Source organism: Chryseobacterium sp. BLS98, from assembly GCF_001045445.1.
GTDB lineage: Bacteria > Bacteroidota > Bacteroidia > Flavobacteriales > Weeksellaceae > Chryseobacterium.
On sequence record NZ_LFNF01000001.1, the window covers coordinates 950,430 to 970,013 of the forward strand.

Annotated in this window: 15 protein-coding genes; 9 read left to right on the top strand and 6 right to left on the bottom strand. The window is 37.0% G+C overall.

The window, feature by feature from the left end; genetic code table 11:
• Nucleotides 1-8 precede the first annotated feature (8 nt).
• Nucleotides 9-236, bottom strand: a complete 228-nt coding sequence (locus ACM40_RS04250; RefSeq protein ID WP_228376135.1) for a hypothetical protein — start codon at nucleotides 234-236, stop codon at nucleotides 9-11.
• Complete coding sequence (locus ACM40_RS04255; protein WP_048501546.1) at nucleotides 211-981, bottom strand: prolipoprotein diacylglyceryl transferase; 771 nt, start codon at nucleotides 979-981, stop codon at nucleotides 211-213. The genes ACM40_RS04250 and ACM40_RS04255 overlap by 26 nt, the downstream gene beginning before the upstream one ends.
• A 70-nt stretch (nucleotides 982-1,051) precedes the next feature.
• Between ACM40_RS04255 and ACM40_RS04260 the strand changes: the two genes are divergently transcribed.
• On the top strand, nucleotides 1,052-2,092 hold the full coding sequence (locus ACM40_RS04260) for a GMP reductase (RefSeq protein ID WP_048501547.1): 1,041 nt from the start codon (nucleotides 1,052-1,054) through the stop codon (nucleotides 2,090-2,092).
• A gap of 128 nt (nucleotides 2,093-2,220) precedes the next feature.
• Here the strand turns inward: ACM40_RS04260 and fabG are convergent, their stop codons facing one another.
• The 3 genes from fabG to ACM40_RS04275 form a co-directional block, all read right to left on the bottom strand.
• Complete coding sequence (gene fabG / locus ACM40_RS04265) at nucleotides 2,221-2,964, bottom strand: 3-oxoacyl-[acyl-carrier-protein] reductase (protein WP_048501737.1); 744 nt, start codon at nucleotides 2,962-2,964, stop codon at nucleotides 2,221-2,223.
• A gap of 308 nt (nucleotides 2,965-3,272) precedes the next feature.
• Nucleotides 3,273-3,947 carry a 16S rRNA (cytidine(1402)-2'-O)-methyltransferase gene (rsmI, locus tag ACM40_RS04270; RefSeq protein ID WP_048501548.1) on the bottom strand — a complete coding sequence of 225 codons (675 nt, stop codon included), beginning with the start codon at nucleotides 3,945-3,947 and terminating at the stop codon, nucleotides 3,273-3,275.
• A 2-nt stretch (nucleotides 3,948-3,949) separates the two neighbouring features.
• Nucleotides 3,950-5,443, bottom strand: a complete 1,494-nt coding sequence (locus ACM40_RS04275) for a hypothetical protein (protein ID WP_048501549.1) — start codon at nucleotides 5,441-5,443, stop codon at nucleotides 3,950-3,952.
• Between the two features lie 61 nt (nucleotides 5,444-5,504).
• Between ACM40_RS04275 and ACM40_RS04280 the strand changes: the two genes are divergently transcribed.
• The 6 genes from ACM40_RS04280 to ACM40_RS04305 all read left to right on the top strand — a co-directional run bounded on the left by ACM40_RS04280 (nucleotide 5,505) and on the right by ACM40_RS04305 (nucleotide 14,270).
• Nucleotides 5,505-6,092 carry a thymidine kinase gene (locus tag ACM40_RS04280; RefSeq protein ID WP_040992993.1) on the top strand — a complete coding sequence of 196 codons (588 nt, stop codon included), beginning with the start codon at nucleotides 5,505-5,507 and terminating at the stop codon, nucleotides 6,090-6,092.
• 199 nt (nucleotides 6,093-6,291) lie between these two features.
• Nucleotides 6,292-8,739: a bifunctional UDP-N-acetylmuramoyl-tripeptide:D-alanyl-D-alanine ligase/alanine racemase gene (locus ACM40_RS04285; RefSeq protein ID WP_048501550.1), complete on the top strand. Its 2,448-nt coding sequence runs from the start codon at nucleotides 6,292-6,294 to the stop codon at nucleotides 8,737-8,739.
• A gap of 2 nt (nucleotides 8,740-8,741) precedes the next feature.
• Nucleotides 8,742-10,898, top strand: coding sequence for a patatin-like phospholipase family protein (locus ACM40_RS04290; RefSeq protein ID WP_048501551.1), 2,157 nt, complete (start codon nucleotides 8,742-8,744; stop codon nucleotides 10,896-10,898).
• 4 nt (nucleotides 10,899-10,902) lie between these two features.
• Nucleotides 10,903-11,322 carry an rRNA maturation RNase YbeY gene (ybeY, locus tag ACM40_RS04295; protein WP_048501552.1) on the top strand — a complete coding sequence of 140 codons (420 nt, stop codon included), beginning with the start codon at nucleotides 10,903-10,905 and terminating at the stop codon, nucleotides 11,320-11,322.
• Between the two features lie 150 nt (nucleotides 11,323-11,472).
• Complete coding sequence (gene mnmG / locus ACM40_RS04300) at nucleotides 11,473-13,335, top strand: tRNA uridine-5-carboxymethylaminomethyl(34) synthesis enzyme MnmG (RefSeq protein WP_048501553.1); 1,863 nt, start codon at nucleotides 11,473-11,475, stop codon at nucleotides 13,333-13,335.
• Between the two features lie 113 nt (nucleotides 13,336-13,448).
• On the top strand, nucleotides 13,449-14,270 hold the full coding sequence (locus ACM40_RS04305) for a class I SAM-dependent methyltransferase (protein ID WP_048501738.1): 822 nt from the start codon (nucleotides 13,449-13,451) through the stop codon (nucleotides 14,268-14,270).
• 459 nt (nucleotides 14,271-14,729) lie between these two features.
• Here ACM40_RS04305 and ACM40_RS04310 read toward each other — a convergent pair whose 3' ends face one another.
• Nucleotides 14,730-15,920: a phosphoglycerate kinase gene (locus ACM40_RS04310; protein WP_048501554.1), complete on the bottom strand. Its 1,191-nt coding sequence runs from the start codon at nucleotides 15,918-15,920 to the stop codon at nucleotides 14,730-14,732.
• A gap of 555 nt (nucleotides 15,921-16,475) precedes the next feature.
• Here ACM40_RS04310 and rpiB point away from each other — a divergent pair.
• Together rpiB and rnr are read left to right on the top strand one after the other, a co-directional pair.
• Nucleotides 16,476-16,910 carry a ribose 5-phosphate isomerase B gene (gene rpiB / locus ACM40_RS04315; RefSeq protein ID WP_048501555.1) on the top strand — a complete coding sequence of 145 codons (435 nt, stop codon included), beginning with the start codon at nucleotides 16,476-16,478 and terminating at the stop codon, nucleotides 16,908-16,910.
• 520 nt (nucleotides 16,911-17,430) lie between these two features.
• Nucleotides 17,431-19,584, top strand: a complete 2,154-nt coding sequence (rnr, locus tag ACM40_RS04320) for a ribonuclease R (protein ID WP_048501556.1) — start codon at nucleotides 17,431-17,433, stop codon at nucleotides 19,582-19,584.

The following is a 19,584-nucleotide window of genomic DNA, read 5'->3' on the forward strand; positions in this document are numbered from 1 at the left end:
TTCAATTTTTACATTCCTCCACAAATAAAACCACTAATCAGGCCACAAATCAACAAAGAAATCAGCATCGTCTGCCAAAACTGTTTTTTTGTAAATTTCTTGTCATTATTCCACTCATAAATCACTTTTGCGATCAGAGTGATGACTAGTGAAACGGCTAAGGCAATTACTATAATTATTCCTATAATCATGACGACCACGCCGCCCAGATTACCAACTTCCAGAAGTGTCAGCATTTTCATAATTTAATTGTATGGTGTTTTTAATCTTATAAATGTAATAAATAATCACCGAAAGAGATACCAGTTGAATGATCCCTAAATTTCCGATAATCCCGATTTTAGGTTTAATAAAATCCAAAAAGAACCTGAATGTAAAATAACTCAGCATAAATACCTGAAAAATAAAGCCTGAAGGGTATTTTCTTTTTTTCTCAATGAGCTTCAAACAAATCCATAAAATAATCAGAAAAGCAATTTCATAAAGCGCTACCGGATGTCTTAAATATTGATCACCAAGATGCATTCCGAATATTGATGTAGTGGGCAAACCGTAAGTTTCTTCATGAACTCCCGTGAGAAAGCAGCCGATTCTGCCGATAATGATGGCTAATAGTAAAGGGTAAACAATCAAATCCCCGGTGCTTTCTTTGTGGCCCACTATTTTTTTTGCCCATTCAACCCCGATCAGCCCAAATGCTAATCCGCCCACAATGGTGTTATTGGTCCAAAATCTTTTAAAGCTGAAATTTTCAAATAAAACATAAGGATTTTCAAGGTTTCCAATGAGCTTTGAGCCGATTAAAGCTCCTGCCGTTGCTCCGATAAGTACCGCTGCGGAAGTATTGAAAGACAGTTTTTCAGTTGATTTTCTTTTCAGGTAAAAATAAAAACGCATCCCGAGAAAAATACCCAGTGTTTCAAATACAGGGTGTGCAAGAACCGTTTTACCGAAAATCTGAAAAGTAACAGGGAAATCCATCCTGTCAAAAGTAGTATATTTAAGGTAAATTACTAATTTTAATTTTTAAACAACAAATAAATTCATCAAAATGCGAATAGAAAATGATATAAAACTAGGTTTTAAAGATGTGATGTTCAGACCAAAACGTTCTACTTTAAAATCCCGTTCGGAAGTGAGCCTCGAAAGGGAATTCACTTTCAGACACACCAAAAAGAAATGGAACGGTGTTCCCCTGATTGCAGCCAATATGGATACAGTAGGAACTTTTGAAATGGCCGTAGAGCTGGCTAAAGACAAAATCATTACAGCTGTTCACAAGCATTATACTCCAGAGGAATGGAGCCGGTTTCTGGACAGTCAGCCCGAAAGTATTTACCAATATATTGCATTGAGTACTGGTACGGGCAAAGCAGATGAAGAAAAACTTAAAACGATCCTCGAAAGACACCCAAAAATCGAGTTTCTCTGTATAGATGTGGCCAATGGGTATTCCGAGCATTTTGTTGGATTTGTGAAGAAGGCAAGGGCTAATTTTCCTGATAAGATTATCATGGCAGGAAATGTAGTAACCGGAGAAATGGTGGAAGAGCTTCTTTTGGTAGGCGCTGATATTATTAAAGTCGGTATCGGGCCTGGTTCAGTATGTACGACAAGGGTGAAAACAGGGGTAGGCTACCCGCAGCTTTCCGCGATTATAGAATGTTCTGATGCCGCCCATGGCTTAGGCGGGCATATTATCGCTGACGGAGGCTGTAAAGTTCCCGGAGATGTGGCCAAAGCTTTCGGAGGAGGTGCAGATTTTGTAATGCTGGGCGGAATGTTTGCTGGCCATGATGAAAGCGGCGGTGAAATCATTGAAGAAAATGGTAAAAAGTATCGTCTGTTTTATGGAATGAGTTCAAAAACAGCAATGGATAAACATTCGGGAGGTGTGGCAGAATACCGTGCTTCGGAAGGGAAAACAGTAAAGGCGGCTTACAAAGGACCTGTTTCGGAAACGGTGAAAGATATTTTGGGCGGAGTGCGTTCTACATGTACTTATGTAGGAGCTTCCAAACTGAAAGAGTTGTCTAAGAGGACTACTTTTATCAGAGTTCAGGAGCAGGAGAACCAGATATTTAAAGACTGATATCTTAAAGGGAAATAGATTCTCGCTGTTTTTACAGATTGAGCAGATTTTTCTTTTTTGATCTGGCAGAAATAGAAACCGGCTGTACAAATGATGTACAGCCGGTTTTGTTTTACTTTGTTTTATTATTAAGTCAGCATTCCGCCGTCTACATTCAGGGTTTGTCCTGTAATGTAAGAAGCCATGTCACTTCCTAGGAATACACAGGCATTGGCTACGTCGCTTGTCTGCCCGGCTCTCTTCATTGGAATCCTGTCTCTCCAGGCCTGAAGTGTTTTTTCATCCAGATCGGCAGTCATTTCAGTTTCAGTGAATCCAGGGGCAACAGCATTACATCTGATGTTTCTTGATCCCAATTCCAGCGCGATGGATTTTGTAAATCCTATCACTCCGGCTTTAGAAGCTGCATAATTGGATTGTCCGGCGTTTCCGCTAATCCCAACTACGGAAGTCATATTAATGATAGATCCTGATTTAGCTTTCATCATTGGTTTGATCACCGCTTTTGTAAGGTTAAATACTGAATCCAAATTGATCCTCATTACTTTGTCCCAGTCCTCTTTAGTCATTCTCAACAACAGGTTGTCTCTTGTGATCCCTGCATTGTTGACCAGAATATCAATTTTTCCGAACTCTTCCATTACATCATCGATTAATTTTTGAGCTGCATCGTAATCTGATGCGTCAGACTGATATCCTTTGATCTGGGTTACAGAACTTAAAGCTGCTTCCAATTCCTTGGCTTTTTCTACAGAGCCGGCATAGGTAAATGCTACTTTTGCACCCTGTTCAGCGTACATTTCAGCGATTTTCTTTCCGATTCCTCTTGTAGCTCCGGTAATTAGCGCTACTTTTCCTTCTAATAGTTTCATCATATCTCTTGATAATTATATTCGTGGTAAATACTTCCGTCTTTAAAAAACGGCAATTTAGCATATTTAATTTTATACAAATTAATCAGTCCGCAAAGATATTATAATTTGTTATTCAATATATTTCAAATCATCAAATTAGTGAATTTTTTTCTCTGTTTTTTGTCATATCATAAAAGCAGATGCCTATTTAAATCTTGTAAAGTACCAGGACAATGCCCCTGCTTATTTCGGACAAGGAAATTAATGATTAGTTCGGACCATACACACTGATGATCACAGTGCAAAAACTAAGTTTCTCAATGGTGTTAAATCGAGTTATTTACAATAAGAACAATCTCTCCTTTTAAAGTTTTACTTTTGGAAAATTCTATTAATTCACTGATTGTTCCACGTTTGGTTTCTTCAAACTTTTTGGAAATTTCCCTGCTCAGGCTTGCTTTTGTTTCTTCACCAAAGAATTCTCTGATCTGCTCCAGAGTCGTATTAATCTTATGTGGACTTTCGTATAAAACAATGGTCTTTTTTTCTTCTGCAAGCTGTTTAAGCTTCGTCTGTCTTCCCTTTTTCTGAGGAAGAAATCCTGCAAAAAGAAATTCATTATTCGGAAGTCCTGAAACTACAAGTGCCGGAATTAAAGCTGTTGCTCCAGGAAGGCAGATCATTTCAATATGATTATCGGATCCTGCTTTTGCCAGAAGATAGCCCGGATCTGAAATTCCGGGAGTTCCCGCGTCTGTAATAATGGCAATATTCTGCCCGTTTTTAAGATCACCAATCACTTTTTCAGTGGCCTGGTGCTCATTATGAAGGTGATAGGATTTTAAAGGTTTGGAGATCTCAAAATGCTTTAAAAGTATTCCTGATGTCCTGGTGTCTTCACACAAAATATAATCAACTTCCTTAAGGACTTTTATCGCCCTGAAGGTCATATCTTCTAAGTTCCCGACGGGCGTGGGAACAAAATATAAGATTCCGCTCAAAATTATAAGAATTTATTTTCTACCAATATCCAGAGTCTCTGGGCATATTCATCTACTTTACTCCACTTCCTTTCGTAATAAAGATCGCTGAGATATTCTTTTGCTTCTTCCAGATTTCTGAATCCGTTCAGGCGGGCCACCGTTTCGTTAAGATCCGACTGGCTTCCCCCAAACAGCATTTTTGAAAAAGCAATCCTGTCATTCAGATCCAGCCTGAACTCAGGTTTTACCTTGTCAGCTTCCATAAAATTGGTAGGAATGTTAGTTTTAAGGATGCTTCCTATGTCTTCCTTTACTTCAGGTGCTGGTTTTTCCTTAGGAGCCTCTCTTTCAAGAGGGTCATCATCAAAAAGGCTCTGTACTACTTTCAGGCCTTTGATATTAGCCAGTTTTATTTTTTTCTCCCGCTGATAAGCATCCAGATCTTCGAAGCTTTCATCAGAAGCATGTTTTTCTTTTTCCGAAAGAGGTTTATCTATTTCAACGATTTTTCTTCTGTCGTACACTTCTGCCAGAATCGTCTCTTCTTTTTCTTCGGAAGGAACGTCATGTTTTATTTCACTCAGAATCCCTTCTACATTGGATGTTTCCGTAAGCATTTCTCCCTGGTCAATGCCAGCGCTATTTACCATGAACTGTTCTTCATTTTCTTCAATCAGGATTTCATCTTCCAGCATTTCCGGATCGAATATGCTTGGGATTCTTTCTGCCTGTTCTCTGGCTTTATCTGCAGTTTCCTGATGGATTGGTTCTTCTTTCAACAGGTTATCTGAAGCAATTGTTTCATGTGAAACCATCTCTTCATCTTCGTCAATTTCATTGAGTTGATTGTTAAAAACAGCCTCTTCTTCTATCAATTCATTAACAAATAAATCTTCATTCAGATCTTCATCATTATCAGGCTTCGCATCTGCAAGAACTCTTTCTTCATCAATAAAGCTGAAGACCTTTTCACTGGCATTGAAAGTTTCATTTTCATCAATCTCATTCAGCTGGTTATTGAAAACCGCTTCTTCTTCCGTAATGTCTTTGTGAGAAGTCTTTTCCTGAACAGCCGTCTCCTGTTCATAGTTTTCTTCCACAAAACTGACCATGTTTTCGTGAAATTCATTTTCTACAATCTCATCGAGCTGATGATTGAATTTTTCCTCTTCATCTGCTGATGTTCCTGAATAATTTTCAATCTCATTTTCATCAATTTCATTAAACTCATTATTGAAAATGGCCTCTTCTTCCGTCACTTCATGATGAGACTCGTGCACATCATCCGAACTTAAAGAAACATACTGATTCTCTGCCTTCTGCTGTGGATGATCTGTAATAAAATACTCAATATTTTTTTCCAGAAGTCTTAAAAAAGAGATCCTGTTCGCAAGCTCATCTACAAGATCCTGCTTGGAAAGTAATTCGTCTACATTGTTTATTTTCTCCAAAATATCAATGATATTTTTGGATTCAAAAAAAATTTTTTCCTTTAAATCTTGGATGTTTTGCATAATAAGAATCTTATTAAAATTGCTTACTTTTGATCTTAAAAATATACGGCTAATTTAACAAATGTTTTTAGAAAATACAATTAATCATTCCAAACAAAGTGGTTGGATGGAAGTTATTTGTGGCTCTATGTTTTCCGGAAAAACTGAAGAATTGATCCGGAGATTACGCAGAGCAGAAATGGCAGGACAGAACGTGGAGATTTTTAAACCGAGACTGGATATCCGATATTCCGAAGAGGATGTTGTTTCTCACAATCAGAACAAGATCCGGAGTACGGCAGTAGATAATCCCAATGAAATTCTCCTTCTGGCTTCCAACTGTGATGTAGTGGGGATAGATGAAGCACAGTTTTTTGATGAAAGCATTGTTGATATTGCCAATCAGCTTGCCAACAGCGGCATAAGAGTAGTAATTGCAGGCCTAGATATGGATTTCCTGGGACGACCGTTCGGGCCCATGCCCAATCTGATGGCGACTGCAGAATATGTCACAAAAGTGCATGCTATTTGCAAGAGAACGGGTAATCTGGCCAATTATTCGATGAGGACTTCACAGGGAAATGATCTGGTAGAGCTTGGCGAAACCGAAAGCTATGAAGCTGTAAGCCGTCGTGTTTTTATTGATGAAGTACTTTCAAAAAGAAAATAGCTGTAAAAGTAAAACAGCAAAGTTGTAAAAAGGCTGAATGCAGCAAATATAATAGTGGCTATTTAATATAAAATGAAAAGCGAAAAAGCCAGACTGTAAAATATTTAACAAGGAAAAACCAGATGATATCATCAATCTCAGCCTTTTTACTATTTTACCTTTTGCCATTTCGCTAAAAAATAAAGCAGAAGGGGTACCAATGAATTATACAGTAAAACAAATTGCAGAGATCACCAATGCGCAAATCATTGGAGACGGAAACCTGTCGATCAGAAATATAGCATTTGACAGCAGGATTATTTATTCAACGAAAAATACGGCATTTATTGCGATCAATACGCATAAGAATTCCGGTGAAAAGTTCATTGAATCTGCAGTGGACCGCGGTATTGATGTGATTATTTCCGAGCATCAGGATCCCAGGTTCGAACATGTAACATGGATCATTGTTGACAATTCGGTAGATTTTCTTCAAAAACTGGCTCAATATCATTTTGAGCATTCTCACCTGAAATCCATCGGGATTACCGGAAGTAACGGTAAAACTATCTTAAAGGAATGGCTTTATCAATGTCTGTGGAATGAATTCCCGACTGTAAAAAGTCCAAAAAGCTTCAATTCCCAGATCGGTCTTCCGCTTTCCCTGCTTCAGATCAACAGCTCTTATGAGCTTGGAATTTTTGAAGTAGGAATTTCAAAACCTCACGAAATGGAAAAGCTGGAAAGTATATTCCATCCGCAAATCGGTCTTCTGACCCATATTGGAAATGCCCATGCAGCCAATTTTCAATCTGAAGAGGAGCTTATCGACGAAAAAATAAAGCTTTTTAAAGCTTCTGAAGTTATTATTTACAATGGCGATAATTCATTGGTTACCAAAAAAATAAAGGAATTATATTCAACCAAAAAATTAATTTCTTACGGTCTTAAGAAAGATAACCAGGTTTTCATTAAAGAAGATGTTTCTAAGGATGAAAAAATAACGGTTGTTTACTTTGATGAAGAGATCTCTTTCCCTGTTCATCAGAGAGATGAAGCCACACTCACCAATGCCCTGGCATTGATTACGGTTTTAAAGGAGCTGAAGATTGATAATCAGAAGATCGTTGAAAAGATCAATTCCTTAAAAGCTGTAGAAATGCGCCTGGAAGCCATCGAAGGAATTAAAAATAATATTGTTATTAATGATTCTTTTAACCTGGATCTGGATTCCCTGAAAACCGCCCTTCAGTTTCTTAATGAATATAAAAAACCTAAGAAATCTTTGGTTTTAACCGATATCGTAGGCGTTAATTCCAATTCTAAAGAACTCTACGAAGAAGTTTCCGAGTTGGTGAATGATCAGAATTTTGACTTTGTATTCCTGATCGGCGATGAAATATCAAAATTCAGTGAATTATTTAAAGCTAAAACCTCCACTTTTGTCAGTACTCAGGAATTAATTGAAAGTAAGCGACTTACAGAAATTGAAAACCAGATTATTCTTCTCAAAGGAGCAAGGAAATTTGAGATTGAAAAGCTTAAAGATATCCTTGAACTCAGAAAGCATGATACCGTTCTGGAAATTAACCTGAATGCTATTCTTCATAATATCAACTATCATAAATCCCTGCTGAAACCGGGAACCAAAATGATGGCTATGGTAAAGGCAAATGCCTATGGATTGGGAAGCTATGAGATTTCCGAATTTCTGCAGCATCACCATATCGATTATCTGGGGGTTGCTTATGCCGATGAAGGAATAGAACTGCGTAAAAAAGGCATTACCACACCTATCATAATAATGAATCCTGAACAGCACAGCTACGAGGCCATTATTGAATATAACCTTGAACCTGAAATCTACAGTTTCAGGGTTTTGGAATTATTCTATGAAGCTGTACAGAAATCAGGCTACGATAAAAAATATCCTATACATATCAAGCTTGAAACGGGAATGCACCGTCTTGGTTTCAAAGATTTTGAATTGGATGAGCTAAGCGAAACTTTAAGTCATAAAAATGTAAAGGTTCAGAGTTTATTCAGTCACCTTTCTTCTTCTGATATGCCAGAAGAAAGGGAATTTACATACAAACAGTTTGAGATTTTCGAAAAGAATTCAAGCTATCTGATTGAGAAACTGGGCTACGCTCCTCTCCGACATATCCTGAATTCTTCCGGAATAACAAGTTATGCGGAACACCAGTATGATATGGTAAGAATCGGGATCGGAATGATTGGAGAATCACCCTGTAGTGAAATACAGAAACAACTTCAGTCTGTAGTAAGTTTTAAAACCGTAATTTCACAGATCTCAACAGTTGATACAGGAGAATCTGTAGGCTACAGCAGAAAATATAAGCCTGATCATGCAGCTAAGATTGCTACTATTCCGGTGGGATATGCGGACGGAATCCCAAGATTGATAGGCAACCAGGTAGGAAATGTAGGAGTTAATAAGATTCTGGCTCCCATTGTAGGAAATCTTTGTATGGATATGATGATGATTAATGTAGACCAAATACCTAATGTAAAGGAAGGTGACACTGTTACCATTTTTAATGCAAAACCAAGTTTAAAAGAATTTGCAGGATACTGCAAAACTATAACCTATGAAGTGTTAACCTCCATTTCGCCCCGGGTGAAACGGATTTATATAAAAGACTAGTTATGAGAAAACTCCTGATCCTTCTCTTCGTATTTCAACTTCTTATGATCCATTCCCAGGTGAAAAAGGATCTGGTCATACCAAAAAATCCAAAAATAGGTCTTTCACTTGCGGGTGGTGGTGCCAAAGGATTTTCACATGTCGGAGTACTGAAAGTATTAGATTCATTGGGAGTAAAAGTCGATTACATCTCAGGGACCAGTATGGGTGCTATCGTAGGTGGATTATATGCTTCAGGATATTCCGGGAAAGAAATAGAAAAAATTGTAATGGATACGGATTTCTATTCTCTTATCATGGATCCGAAATCCCGGCAGGAGTCTTCTTTCTTCAATAAATCCGTTGATAAATATCTTCTATCCATCCCTTTAAAGAACGGAAAAATATCCCTTCCCTCTTCTATAAGTTCCGGCCAGAGAAATGTATACCTTCTCAAGGAGCTTTTCAAAAATGTTTCCAATATTGATGATTTCTCCAAATTACCCATCCCTTTCATGTGTGTTGCTACCAATCTGGAAAGCGGAAATATGGAAATTTTTGAAAAAGGAGATCTTGTACAGTCCATTATGGCGAGTTCAGCATTTCCTTCTCTCATGGATCCTGTTAAAATTGGCGATAGTATTTATATAGACGGAGCAATGACCGTTAATTATCCTTCAAAACCGTTAAAGGACAAAGGAATCGATATTGTGATCGGTGTGGACCTTAACCAGGATTTATCGAAAAGAGAGGATTTAAACAATATTATTTCAATTCTGAACCAGGTTATTGATTTCGGAATCAAAAGAGATACAAAAAAGCAATACAAATACACAGATATTAATATCAAGCCGGATTTAAAAGGCATGACTGCAACCAGCTATGATGAGAAGAAAAAAATTCTTGACAGCGGGTATGCGGAAGGAAAAAAATATGCAGCGGTACTGGACCAGCTTCCAAAACGCCAGTTTGACCGTCTCAGAGAGCGCGTAAATCCCATATATTCCAATGTATATAAGATTGACAGCATTTCACTGGATGGAGGCCGTATTTACGGTAAAAACTATGTTCTGGGGAAAATGGGGCTCCGCCTCCCTTCCATGCAGACTTACGGCTCCATCAATAAAAAAATAGATAAACTGGTTGCAACCAATAATTACCGTTTTATCAATTATGATATTATTCCCGAAAATAATGCCAATTATCTTAAACTGTACGTTACAGAAGATGAAGCTCGTCATTTCCTGAAGGTCGGACTGCATTATGATGAAGTATTCAAAACCGGTCTTCTTCTGAATTATTCGGGAAAACGTCTTTTATTCAAAAATTCAAATCTGTCACTTGACGTGGTGGTAGGCGACAAACCAAGATACTATCTGAATTATTTTATAGATAACGGATATATTCCGGGCTTCGGTATTTACTCATCCGGAATGAGCTTTGATCTGAAAAACATGGACAATAATGTGGTTGACAAATGGGAATGGTTCAGAAATGAAGCTTTTATACAGTCTGTATGGAAAGATAAATTTGCCATCGGAGGTGGAATCAGCCACGATTATTTCGGAGCAGAAATAAATGGCGAGCATGAAAGATATATGAGATTTTTAAATCCTTATGTCTTTTTGAAAAGCGATACCCAGAATGATAAAGATTTCCCCTCCAGAGGTATTTACATTAATGCTGAAGGAAAAGTAGTAGATCTTTTAAAATCTGAGGTCGAAAAGAGAATTATCCAGGTTAAAGCCGACATCAGGCTGAATGTTCCCCTTTCCAAGCAGTTTTCCTACCGTCTTAACCTTTACGGGGGAATTACAATCGGTGATGATCTTCCGGAATTTTACCAGTACAGACTGGGAGGGATTTTTGAACAGAATATGATCAACTTCAAGAGTTTCGGAGGCTTTTATTTTGCACAGCTCAATACCAATAATGTAATCCTTGTTTCCAATGATATTCAGTTCAAATTTAATAAAAACTATTTCCTGAGCGGGAATTTCAGCTTTGCGAACCTTTCGGATGATATCAACTTCGAAGATGCAGTTAAAGTAAATTATAGCTCAGTAGGGCTTACGGCTGGATACAAATCTCCGTTCGGGCAGATTAAGATCAACTTTAGCCATTCACTTAAAAACAATCAAAAAGGCATATTCAGTGTTATTTTAGGACACTGGTTTTAATACAATGATACAATTCTTTTACGAAAACTTAGAAGAATCTGTGAATACAGATTATCAAAAATGGCTGGAAGATATTATTCTTTCAGAAGGAAAAAAACCTGGTGAAATCAATTATATTTTCTGTGATGACGAATATCTGCTGAAGATTAATCAGGATTATTTGCAGCATGATTATTATACCGATATCATCACTTTCGATTATGTAAAAGGCAAAACAATAAGCGGAGAGATTTTCGTATCTTTGCAGCGAATTTCAGACAACGCTTCTACCCTTTCCAGAGATTATGAGGAAGAACTAAAAAGAGTCCTCGCTCACGGAATCCTTCACCTGGCAGGATACAAGGATAAGACGGAAGAAGAAGAGAAAGAGATGCGAAGAATGGAAGATTTATATTTAACTAAGTTTAAGGAAACAAATCCTTAATAAATTGAAGAATTGCTTAAATAACAATTCGTAAAGTATTCAGTTATAGCTAGTATAAAAGCTCACCTGGAGCGCATTCTTCAAAAATGTTTCACGTGAAACATTCAAGGAAAATAGTAAAAATAAGAGCTTTAAATAAGCAATATAAAAATGATTTCAGAAATATACGACGTAATTGTAGTAGGTGCCGGACATGCAGGATGTGAAGCTGCAGCTGCGGCTGCGAACCTAGGTTCAAAGACCCTGCTTGTTACAATGAATATGCAGACCATCGGACAGATGAGCTGCAACCCGGCCATGGGAGGAATCGCAAAAGGACAGATTGTAAGAGAGATTGATGCTATGGGAGGATACTCCGGAATTGTAGCTGATAAATCTGCTATCCAGTTCAAAATGCTCAACCTTTCAAAAGGTCCTGCTATGTGGTCTCCAAGAACCCAAAACGACAGAATGCTTTTTGCAGAAGAATGGAGACTAGCATTAGAAAATACGCCTAATCTTGATTTTTTCCAGGATATGGTGAAACAGCTTATTGTAGAAAATAATAAGGTAACCGGAGTTATTACTTCTTTGGGAATTGAAATAAAAGCTAAATCTGTAGTTCTTACCAACGGAACTTTTCTGAATGGACTGATTCATGTTGGAGATAAGCAATTAGGCGGAGGAAGAATGGGTGAACCCAGAGCTTTCGGAATTACAGAGCAGCTTGTAAGTTTAGGCTTCGAAGCCGGAAGAATGAAAACAGGAACCCCTCCCCGAGTGGATGGAAGAAGCCTGGATTATTCCAAAATGGAAGAACAGAAAGGAGATGAAAATCCTCAAAAGTTCAGCTATATGGATACCCCTAAATTAACAAAACAATTAAGCTGCCATATCGTATACACCAATGAAACGGTACACGATATTTTGCGTGAAGGTTTTGACAGAAGTCCTATGTTTAACGGAACTATCCAAAGTTTAGGTCCAAGATATTGCCCAAGTATTGAAGATAAAATCAATCGTTTTGCAGAAAGAACAAGACACCAGCTTTTCGTAGAACCGGAAGGTTGGAAAACTGTTGAGATTTACGTAAACGGATTCAGTTCTTCCCTTCCTGAAGATGTACAGATCAAAGCTATGAAGCAAATTCCAGGATTTGAAAACGTAAAAGTTTTCCGTCCCGGTTATGCTATTGAATACGACTACTTCCCTCCTACTCAATTAAAGCATACTCTAGAAACCAAATTAATTGCTAATTTATATTTTGCGGGCCAGATCAATGGTACTACAGGATATGAAGAAGCAGCCGGACAAGGATTAATTGCCGGGATCAATGCCCACAATAAAGTGCATGATAAAGAAGATTTTATCCTAAACAGGGATGAAGCTTATATTGGGGTACTGATTGATGATCTTATTACGAAAGGAACAGAAGAACCTTACAGAATGTTTACTTCCCGTGCAGAATACAGGCTTTTACTGAGACAGGATAACGCTGATATCAGACTTACTAAAAAAGCATTTGATTTAGGGCTTGCAAAAGAAGACAGATTAAGAAAAGTTGAAACCAAAGTATCTAAGAGTCAGGAACTTGAAGATTTTTTACGAGAAACTTCTTTAAAACCAGGTATTATCAATCCTATCCTTGAAAAATCAGAAAGTAATCCTGTTGATCAAGCTTATAAAGCTGCTCAGTTCCTGACAAGACCTAATATTACATTAGAAAAGCTGGATGAAATTGATATTATTAAAGAATTTTCTTCTCAATATGATGAAGAAATAAGAGAACAGGCAGAAATCAATATTAAATACAAAGGTTATATTGAAAAGGAAAAAGAAAATGTTGCTAAGCTTAACCGCCTGGAAAACATAAAAATTCCTGAAGACTTTGATTATAAAAGCCTTTCAAGCCTTTCTTCCGAAGCAAAACAAAAAATGTCCAATGTAAGACCTAAGACTATTGCTCAGGCAGGAAGGATCAGTGGTGTTTCTCCGGCTGATATAAACGTTTTGCTGGTGTATTTAGGACGTTAAATCAAAAATGTTTCACGTGAAACATTTGTAAATTAAAAGCAAAAATAAGGGTGTTTATGAACGTAAATACAATACATAAATTCCCTTATTTTAAAATATCAAGATATCATTTCATGAGAATAAAAGATCATTTTCTTTCACAGGAAATATTTGAAATTAAAGAAACGGAAACAAAAGGAGTTTTTAAAACTTCCCCTATCCCATCCAATATTTCAAGATATTATGAAAGCGAAGATTATATTTCCCATCATCAGGATTCAGGGAGCTTAAAAGAAAAGCTTTACAAGTTTCTGCAGTCTTTTAATCTTCAGTACAAAAGAAATATACTTGCAGACAGAATACAAAAAGGATCAAAAGTTCTGGATTATGGTTGCGGTGCCGGAGAATTTGTAAAGTATATAGAAAACGATTTTGAAACTTTTGGTTTTGAGCCTGATGCAGATGCCAGGAAAGCATCGCTGAATAAAATATCCAAAGCTGTAGTACTTGATAACATTCAAACCATTCCCGACAACAGTTTGGATGCCATCACATTATGGCACGTGTTTGAACATATAGAAAACCAGGATGAGATGCTTGAGATATTTCACAGGAAATTAAAAGATAAAGGTCTGCTAATTATTGCTGTTCCCAACCCTACTTCCTATGATGCAAAACATTACAAAGAATATTGGGCAGCTTATGATGTACCGAGGCATATTTATCATTTCTCCAAAAACGGTATGGAAAATTTAATTTCGAAGAAACCGAACTGGAAAATGAGAAAAATCAAACCTTTGGTCCTCGACTCATTTTACATCTCAATGCTGAGCGAAAAATACAAAAAATCACCATTTTTTTGGCTAAAAGCAGTTGTCTATGGAACCATTTCTAACGTAAAGGCACTTTTTTCGAACGAATTTTCGAGTTTGATATACATTATCGAAAAAAAGTAGAAAATCGATTTTTAAGCCATTTCTGAAGGTCAATTTTCACTCATTTTAGCATAAAAAATAAAATCCGGAGAATTTTCCGGATTTTATTTTTCTATTTTGATCTTAATGCAATTTTAAAATTAAGTCTTCCCCTACTCCATTGTATTAAATCTTAAAGACATACAAGAATTTGAAAGTTCATGAAAAAATTAAATTGAAAAATTTAAGAATCGAATTAACACTCAACTATATTACATGAAAATATAAAATTATAAATGTTTCGATTTTTAGGCAAAAATTTACACTTAGATTAAAATTACAGATATCCACATCTTTTAAACAAAAACAGAAAATGGTTGGTGATTTTCTGGAATCATCACATTAATACAAATTTCATATCAATCATAAAAATTAGTTCATGTTATAAAATAAAAAGACCGTCGGAAATGACGGTCTTCTATAGAGATAAAATATTTTAAATTATTTATTAATTGCAGCAACCCCTGGCAGCTCTAATCCTTCCAGACTTTCAAGCATCGCCCCACCACCTGTAGAAACATAGCTTACTTTATCGTCATAACCGAACTGCTTCACAAAAGCAACGCTGTCTCCTCCTCCTACTAAAGAGAAAGCTCCCAGTTTTGTAGCTTCAGCAATACTGTCACCAAGAGCAACAGTTCCACCCGCAAAGTTTGACATTTCAAAAACTCCGATCGGTCCATTCCAAAGAATTGTTCTTGAATTTAAAAGGACATCATTGAACTGATCTCTTGATTTATGGCCGGCGTCAAGCCCCATCCATCCTTCGGGAATTGCATAAATATCTGCTTCTTTTCTTTCAGCATCATTGTTGAAAGCTTCAGCTATAATAACATCTGAAGGAAGATATACTTTCACCTTATTTTCTTTAGCCTTTCCTAAAATCTCAAGAGCTAAAGGAAGCTTATCCTCTTCAACTAAAGAGTTTCCTATCTTTCCTCCTAAAGCTTTAATAAATGTGAATGCCATACCTCCTCCTATGATGAGATTATCAATAGCCGGAAGTATATTTTCTATAATGGTAATTTTAGTTGAAACTTTAGAGCCTCCAAGTATTGCAGTTACAGGCTTTTCTCCTTTCTTCAGCACCTTTTCAATAGCTTCAAGCTCTTTAGCCATTAGTAAACCGAAAAATTTAGTTGACTGAAAGTACTGGGCAATAACTGCGGTAGAAGCATGAGCCCTGTGAGCTGTACCGAATGCATCATTTACATACGCATCACCAAGTTTAGCAAGCTTCCCTGCAAATTCTTCATCTCCCTTTTCTTCCTCATTATGAAAACGAAGATTCTCCAATAATAAGATCTCCCCAGGCTGAAGCTCAGAAGCAGCCTTTTCTGCCTTTTCTCCGATACATTCATCCACAAACTTCACTTCATGTCCAAGAACGCTTGAAACTTCATCTACAATATGCTTAAGAGAAAATTCATCCTTCACCTCACCTTTCGGTCTTCCAAGATGCGTCATTAAAATGACAGAACCTCCGTCATTAAGAATTTTCTCAACCGTAGCTTTTACAGCTGCTATTCTTGTATTGTCCGTCACTTTCAGCTGATCGTCCTGCGGAACATTGAAATCCACTCTTACCAGAGCCTTCTTATCTTTAAAATTGAAATCATTGATTGTTTTCATAAATATCTTTGAATTTTCTTTTCACAAATGTAAGCTTTTAAACATTTTCAACGGAACCATTAAAACAAAAGTTTTGGAAAACTTTCCCCAACCCCAATCACCCACTAATCAACAATTTTTATTCTATTAAAAAAAAGAAATGATGTAGTTGTTGTTGAGTATTGTTAGTTTCGGGGATAAGTTTTAATGAAATATTTGATAACAAATAGTTTTTATTCAATTCATATTTAATTCACATTGTAATATATTGTAAATCTGCTTTTTCACAGACTTATTAACAGATGTGAGTAACTTTCCCATGAAATCATTATTAGTTATTTTATTCTGGAAAAAATTCGGATTGTGTGAAGAAAACATTTTTGAAATTGTGATTAAATTTTTCAATTACATTTCCCATTACGAAATATATTCATCTTTAAAAATAGAAAGTTGAGAAAAGTTTTCCACAGTTACTCACACTGCTTTTCACAATTTACCCCCGAACAATTCACAGACTTTGTTATTATTCTTACCTTTGTATTGAAATAAAATCTAAAAAGACTTAATAAGAGTATTATGAAAAGAAAAATAGCTATTGCTGCAGACCATGCGGGCTATGAGTATAAGGAGATTGTTAAGAACTATCTCTCAGAAAAGTTTGAGGTTCAGGATTTTGGCACGTTTTCCACAGACAGTGTGGATTATCCGGACTTTGTACACCCTGCTGCTACTTCCGTTGAAAACGGTGAAAATGAATTGGGAATTCTATTATGCGGAAGCGGAAACGGAGTTCAGATTACAGCAAACAAACACCAGAAGATCAGATGTGCCCTTTGCTGGATGCCGGAGATCGCAGTGCTGGCGAGACAGCATAATGATGCGAATATGATCTCTATACCAGCCAGGTTTATTTCTAAAGAGCTGGCGATAGAAATTGCAGACAAATTTCTTTCCACTGACTTTGAAGGGGGAAGACATCAGAACAGAGTTGATAAAATTGCTGTTTGCTAAAATATAAAGGCCTGTAAATCAAATTGCAGGCCTTATTTATTATTTATTTTGTACATTTGCATTACTAAATAGAAATTACCAGTCTATTAATTCCATACAAGGCCTGAAAATATTAAAAGATATTTAATCAAAGGTTTTTCTCCCCTCTTCTCCATATTTATAGTAATTTTATACAGATTAAAGTTTCCTTAATAGATAAAATTGGAAGGAAAATTGATGCTGTACGATTAATAAGAAAATGAAATCTGAATGGAGATCAAAGTATCTTCCCTATTTTTATATCTTATCTTCTTGCAAGGCCGATAAGATGATTGATCAATGCAGATAGAAAATAAATAACTGCAAAAAATAAAATAAAGTAATAGCCATTCTGATAGGATCTCCGGAAACTGAATTTAAATAGTAAAATAAAATAGTCAAATGCCCGGATAAAATATTCTTTTAAGAAATAAAGGATTTTAAAATTATTGAGATTCCCAATCAGATTATTACAGTTAATAACAATTAAATAACATTAAAAATGCCAAGAAAAGGTAAATATATAAGCCATAAAAACGAACAGAAACTCATAGAGATCGGAAGACAGATCCTGCGTTTCATGAATACCAATTCGTCAAAGATCTACAATTATAAACAGATTGCAGACGGAATAGATTATAAAAATCCACGCCAGAGAGAGCAGGTAATCCAGGCTCTTCATAAACTTCAGGGTTCTGAAAAGATCAAAGAAGTGGAAAAAGGAAAATATATCGTTAACCTCAAGATAGCAGGAACTTTAACAGGAACCATCGATTTCAATCAGTCCGGTAACGCTTACGTAAGTGTAGAAGGTGTGGAAGATGACATCTTTATTCACTCTAAAAATGTGAAAGATGCCCTACAGGGTGATAAAGTCCTTATCATCACTTATCATTTCAAAGGAAAAAAACTGGAAGGTTCAGTACTGGAAGTTCTGGAAAGAACAAGAATTGAGTTTGTAGGAACATTCCAGCTCGTTGCTCATAAAGATTTTGGATTTGTGGTTTGTGATAAAAAAACGATCAACACAGATATTTTTATTCCGAAAACAAAATTCGGAGGTGCTGAAAACGGTGACAAAGTAATCGTTAAAATGACAGAATGGAAACCTGGAGATAAAAATCCGGAAGGAGAAATCATTCAGGTCCTTGGAGCTCCGGGCGAGCATGAAACAGAGATCCACTCTATTCTTGCAGAATATGGACTTCCTTACGAATTCCCGCAGGAAGTAGAACTGGATGCAGATAAAATAGACCGAAGAATCACAGATGAAGAAGCTGCAAAACGTTGGGATATGCGTGATATCTGCACATTCACCATCGACCCTAAAGATGCAAAAGACTTTGATGACGCCCTTTCCATAAGAAAACTGGAAAACGGATTCTGGGAGATTGGTGTTCACATTGCAGACGTTTCCCACTACGTGGTTCCCGGTACGATCCTGGACGACGAAGCCTACAAAAGAGCAACCTCGGTTTATCTTGTAGACCGTGTAGTTCCGATGCTTCCAGAAGTTTTAAGTAATGATGTATGTTCCCTACGTCCGAATGAAGATAAATATACTTTCTCAGCAGTTTTCCAACTGAATGATAAAGCGGAGATCCAGAAACAATGGTTCGGAAGAACGGTAATCCATTCCGACAGAAGGTTTACCTATGAAGAAGCCCAGGAACGCATAGAAACTGGGGAAGGAGATCTTGCAGAAGAAATCAATACACTGGACAGGCTGGCGAAAATTATGCGTGATCAGCGTATTAAAAACGGAGCCATTACATTCGACAGAAGTGAAGTGAGGTTCAATCTGGATGAAAACAGTGAGCCTGTAGGGGTTTACTTTAAAATAAGCAAGGATTCCAATCACCTAATCGAAGAATTCATGCTGCTGGCCAACAAAAAGGTGTCCGAATTTGTATCATTAACGCATAAAGGTGGTGTTACAAACAATACCTTTATATACAGGGTGCACGATGATCCGGATCCGGCAAAGCTGGAAGCATTGAGGGATTTTGTATCCACTTTCGGGTATAAAATGAACCTCGACAATACCAAAAAAGTGGCGGAATCATTAAATAACCTTCTTCATGATGTGAAGGGGAAAGGCGAAGAAAATATGATCGAAACCCTGGCAATGAGAAGTATGAGCAAGGCGGTATATTCTACAGAACCTATTGGCCATTACGGTTTAGGTTTTGAATACTACAGCCACTTCACCTCTCCTATCCGTCGTTATCCTGACCTTCTTGCCCACCGCTTGCTGCAGCATTATCTGGATGGAGGGAAATCTCCAAGCAAGGGGGAACTAGAAGAGAAGGCCAAACACTGCAGTGCAATGGAAAGACTGGCTGCCGATGCAGAGAGAGATTCTATTAAGTTCATGCAGGTGAAGTTTATGGAAAAACATCTTGGAGAAACCTTCAGTGGAGTCATCTCGGGTGTTGCGGAATTCGGTTTCTGGGTTGAAATTCCTGAAAACGGTGCCGAAGGACTCATCAAATTAAGAGACCTTGTCGATGATTCCTATTCATATGATAGTAAGACCCATGCGGTATACGGAAACAGAACCGGTAAAAAATATCAGTTAGGTGATGAAGTTAGAATAAAAGTAGTAAAAGCAAACCTTATTCAGAAACAGTTGGACTTTAAGATTGTTGATTAA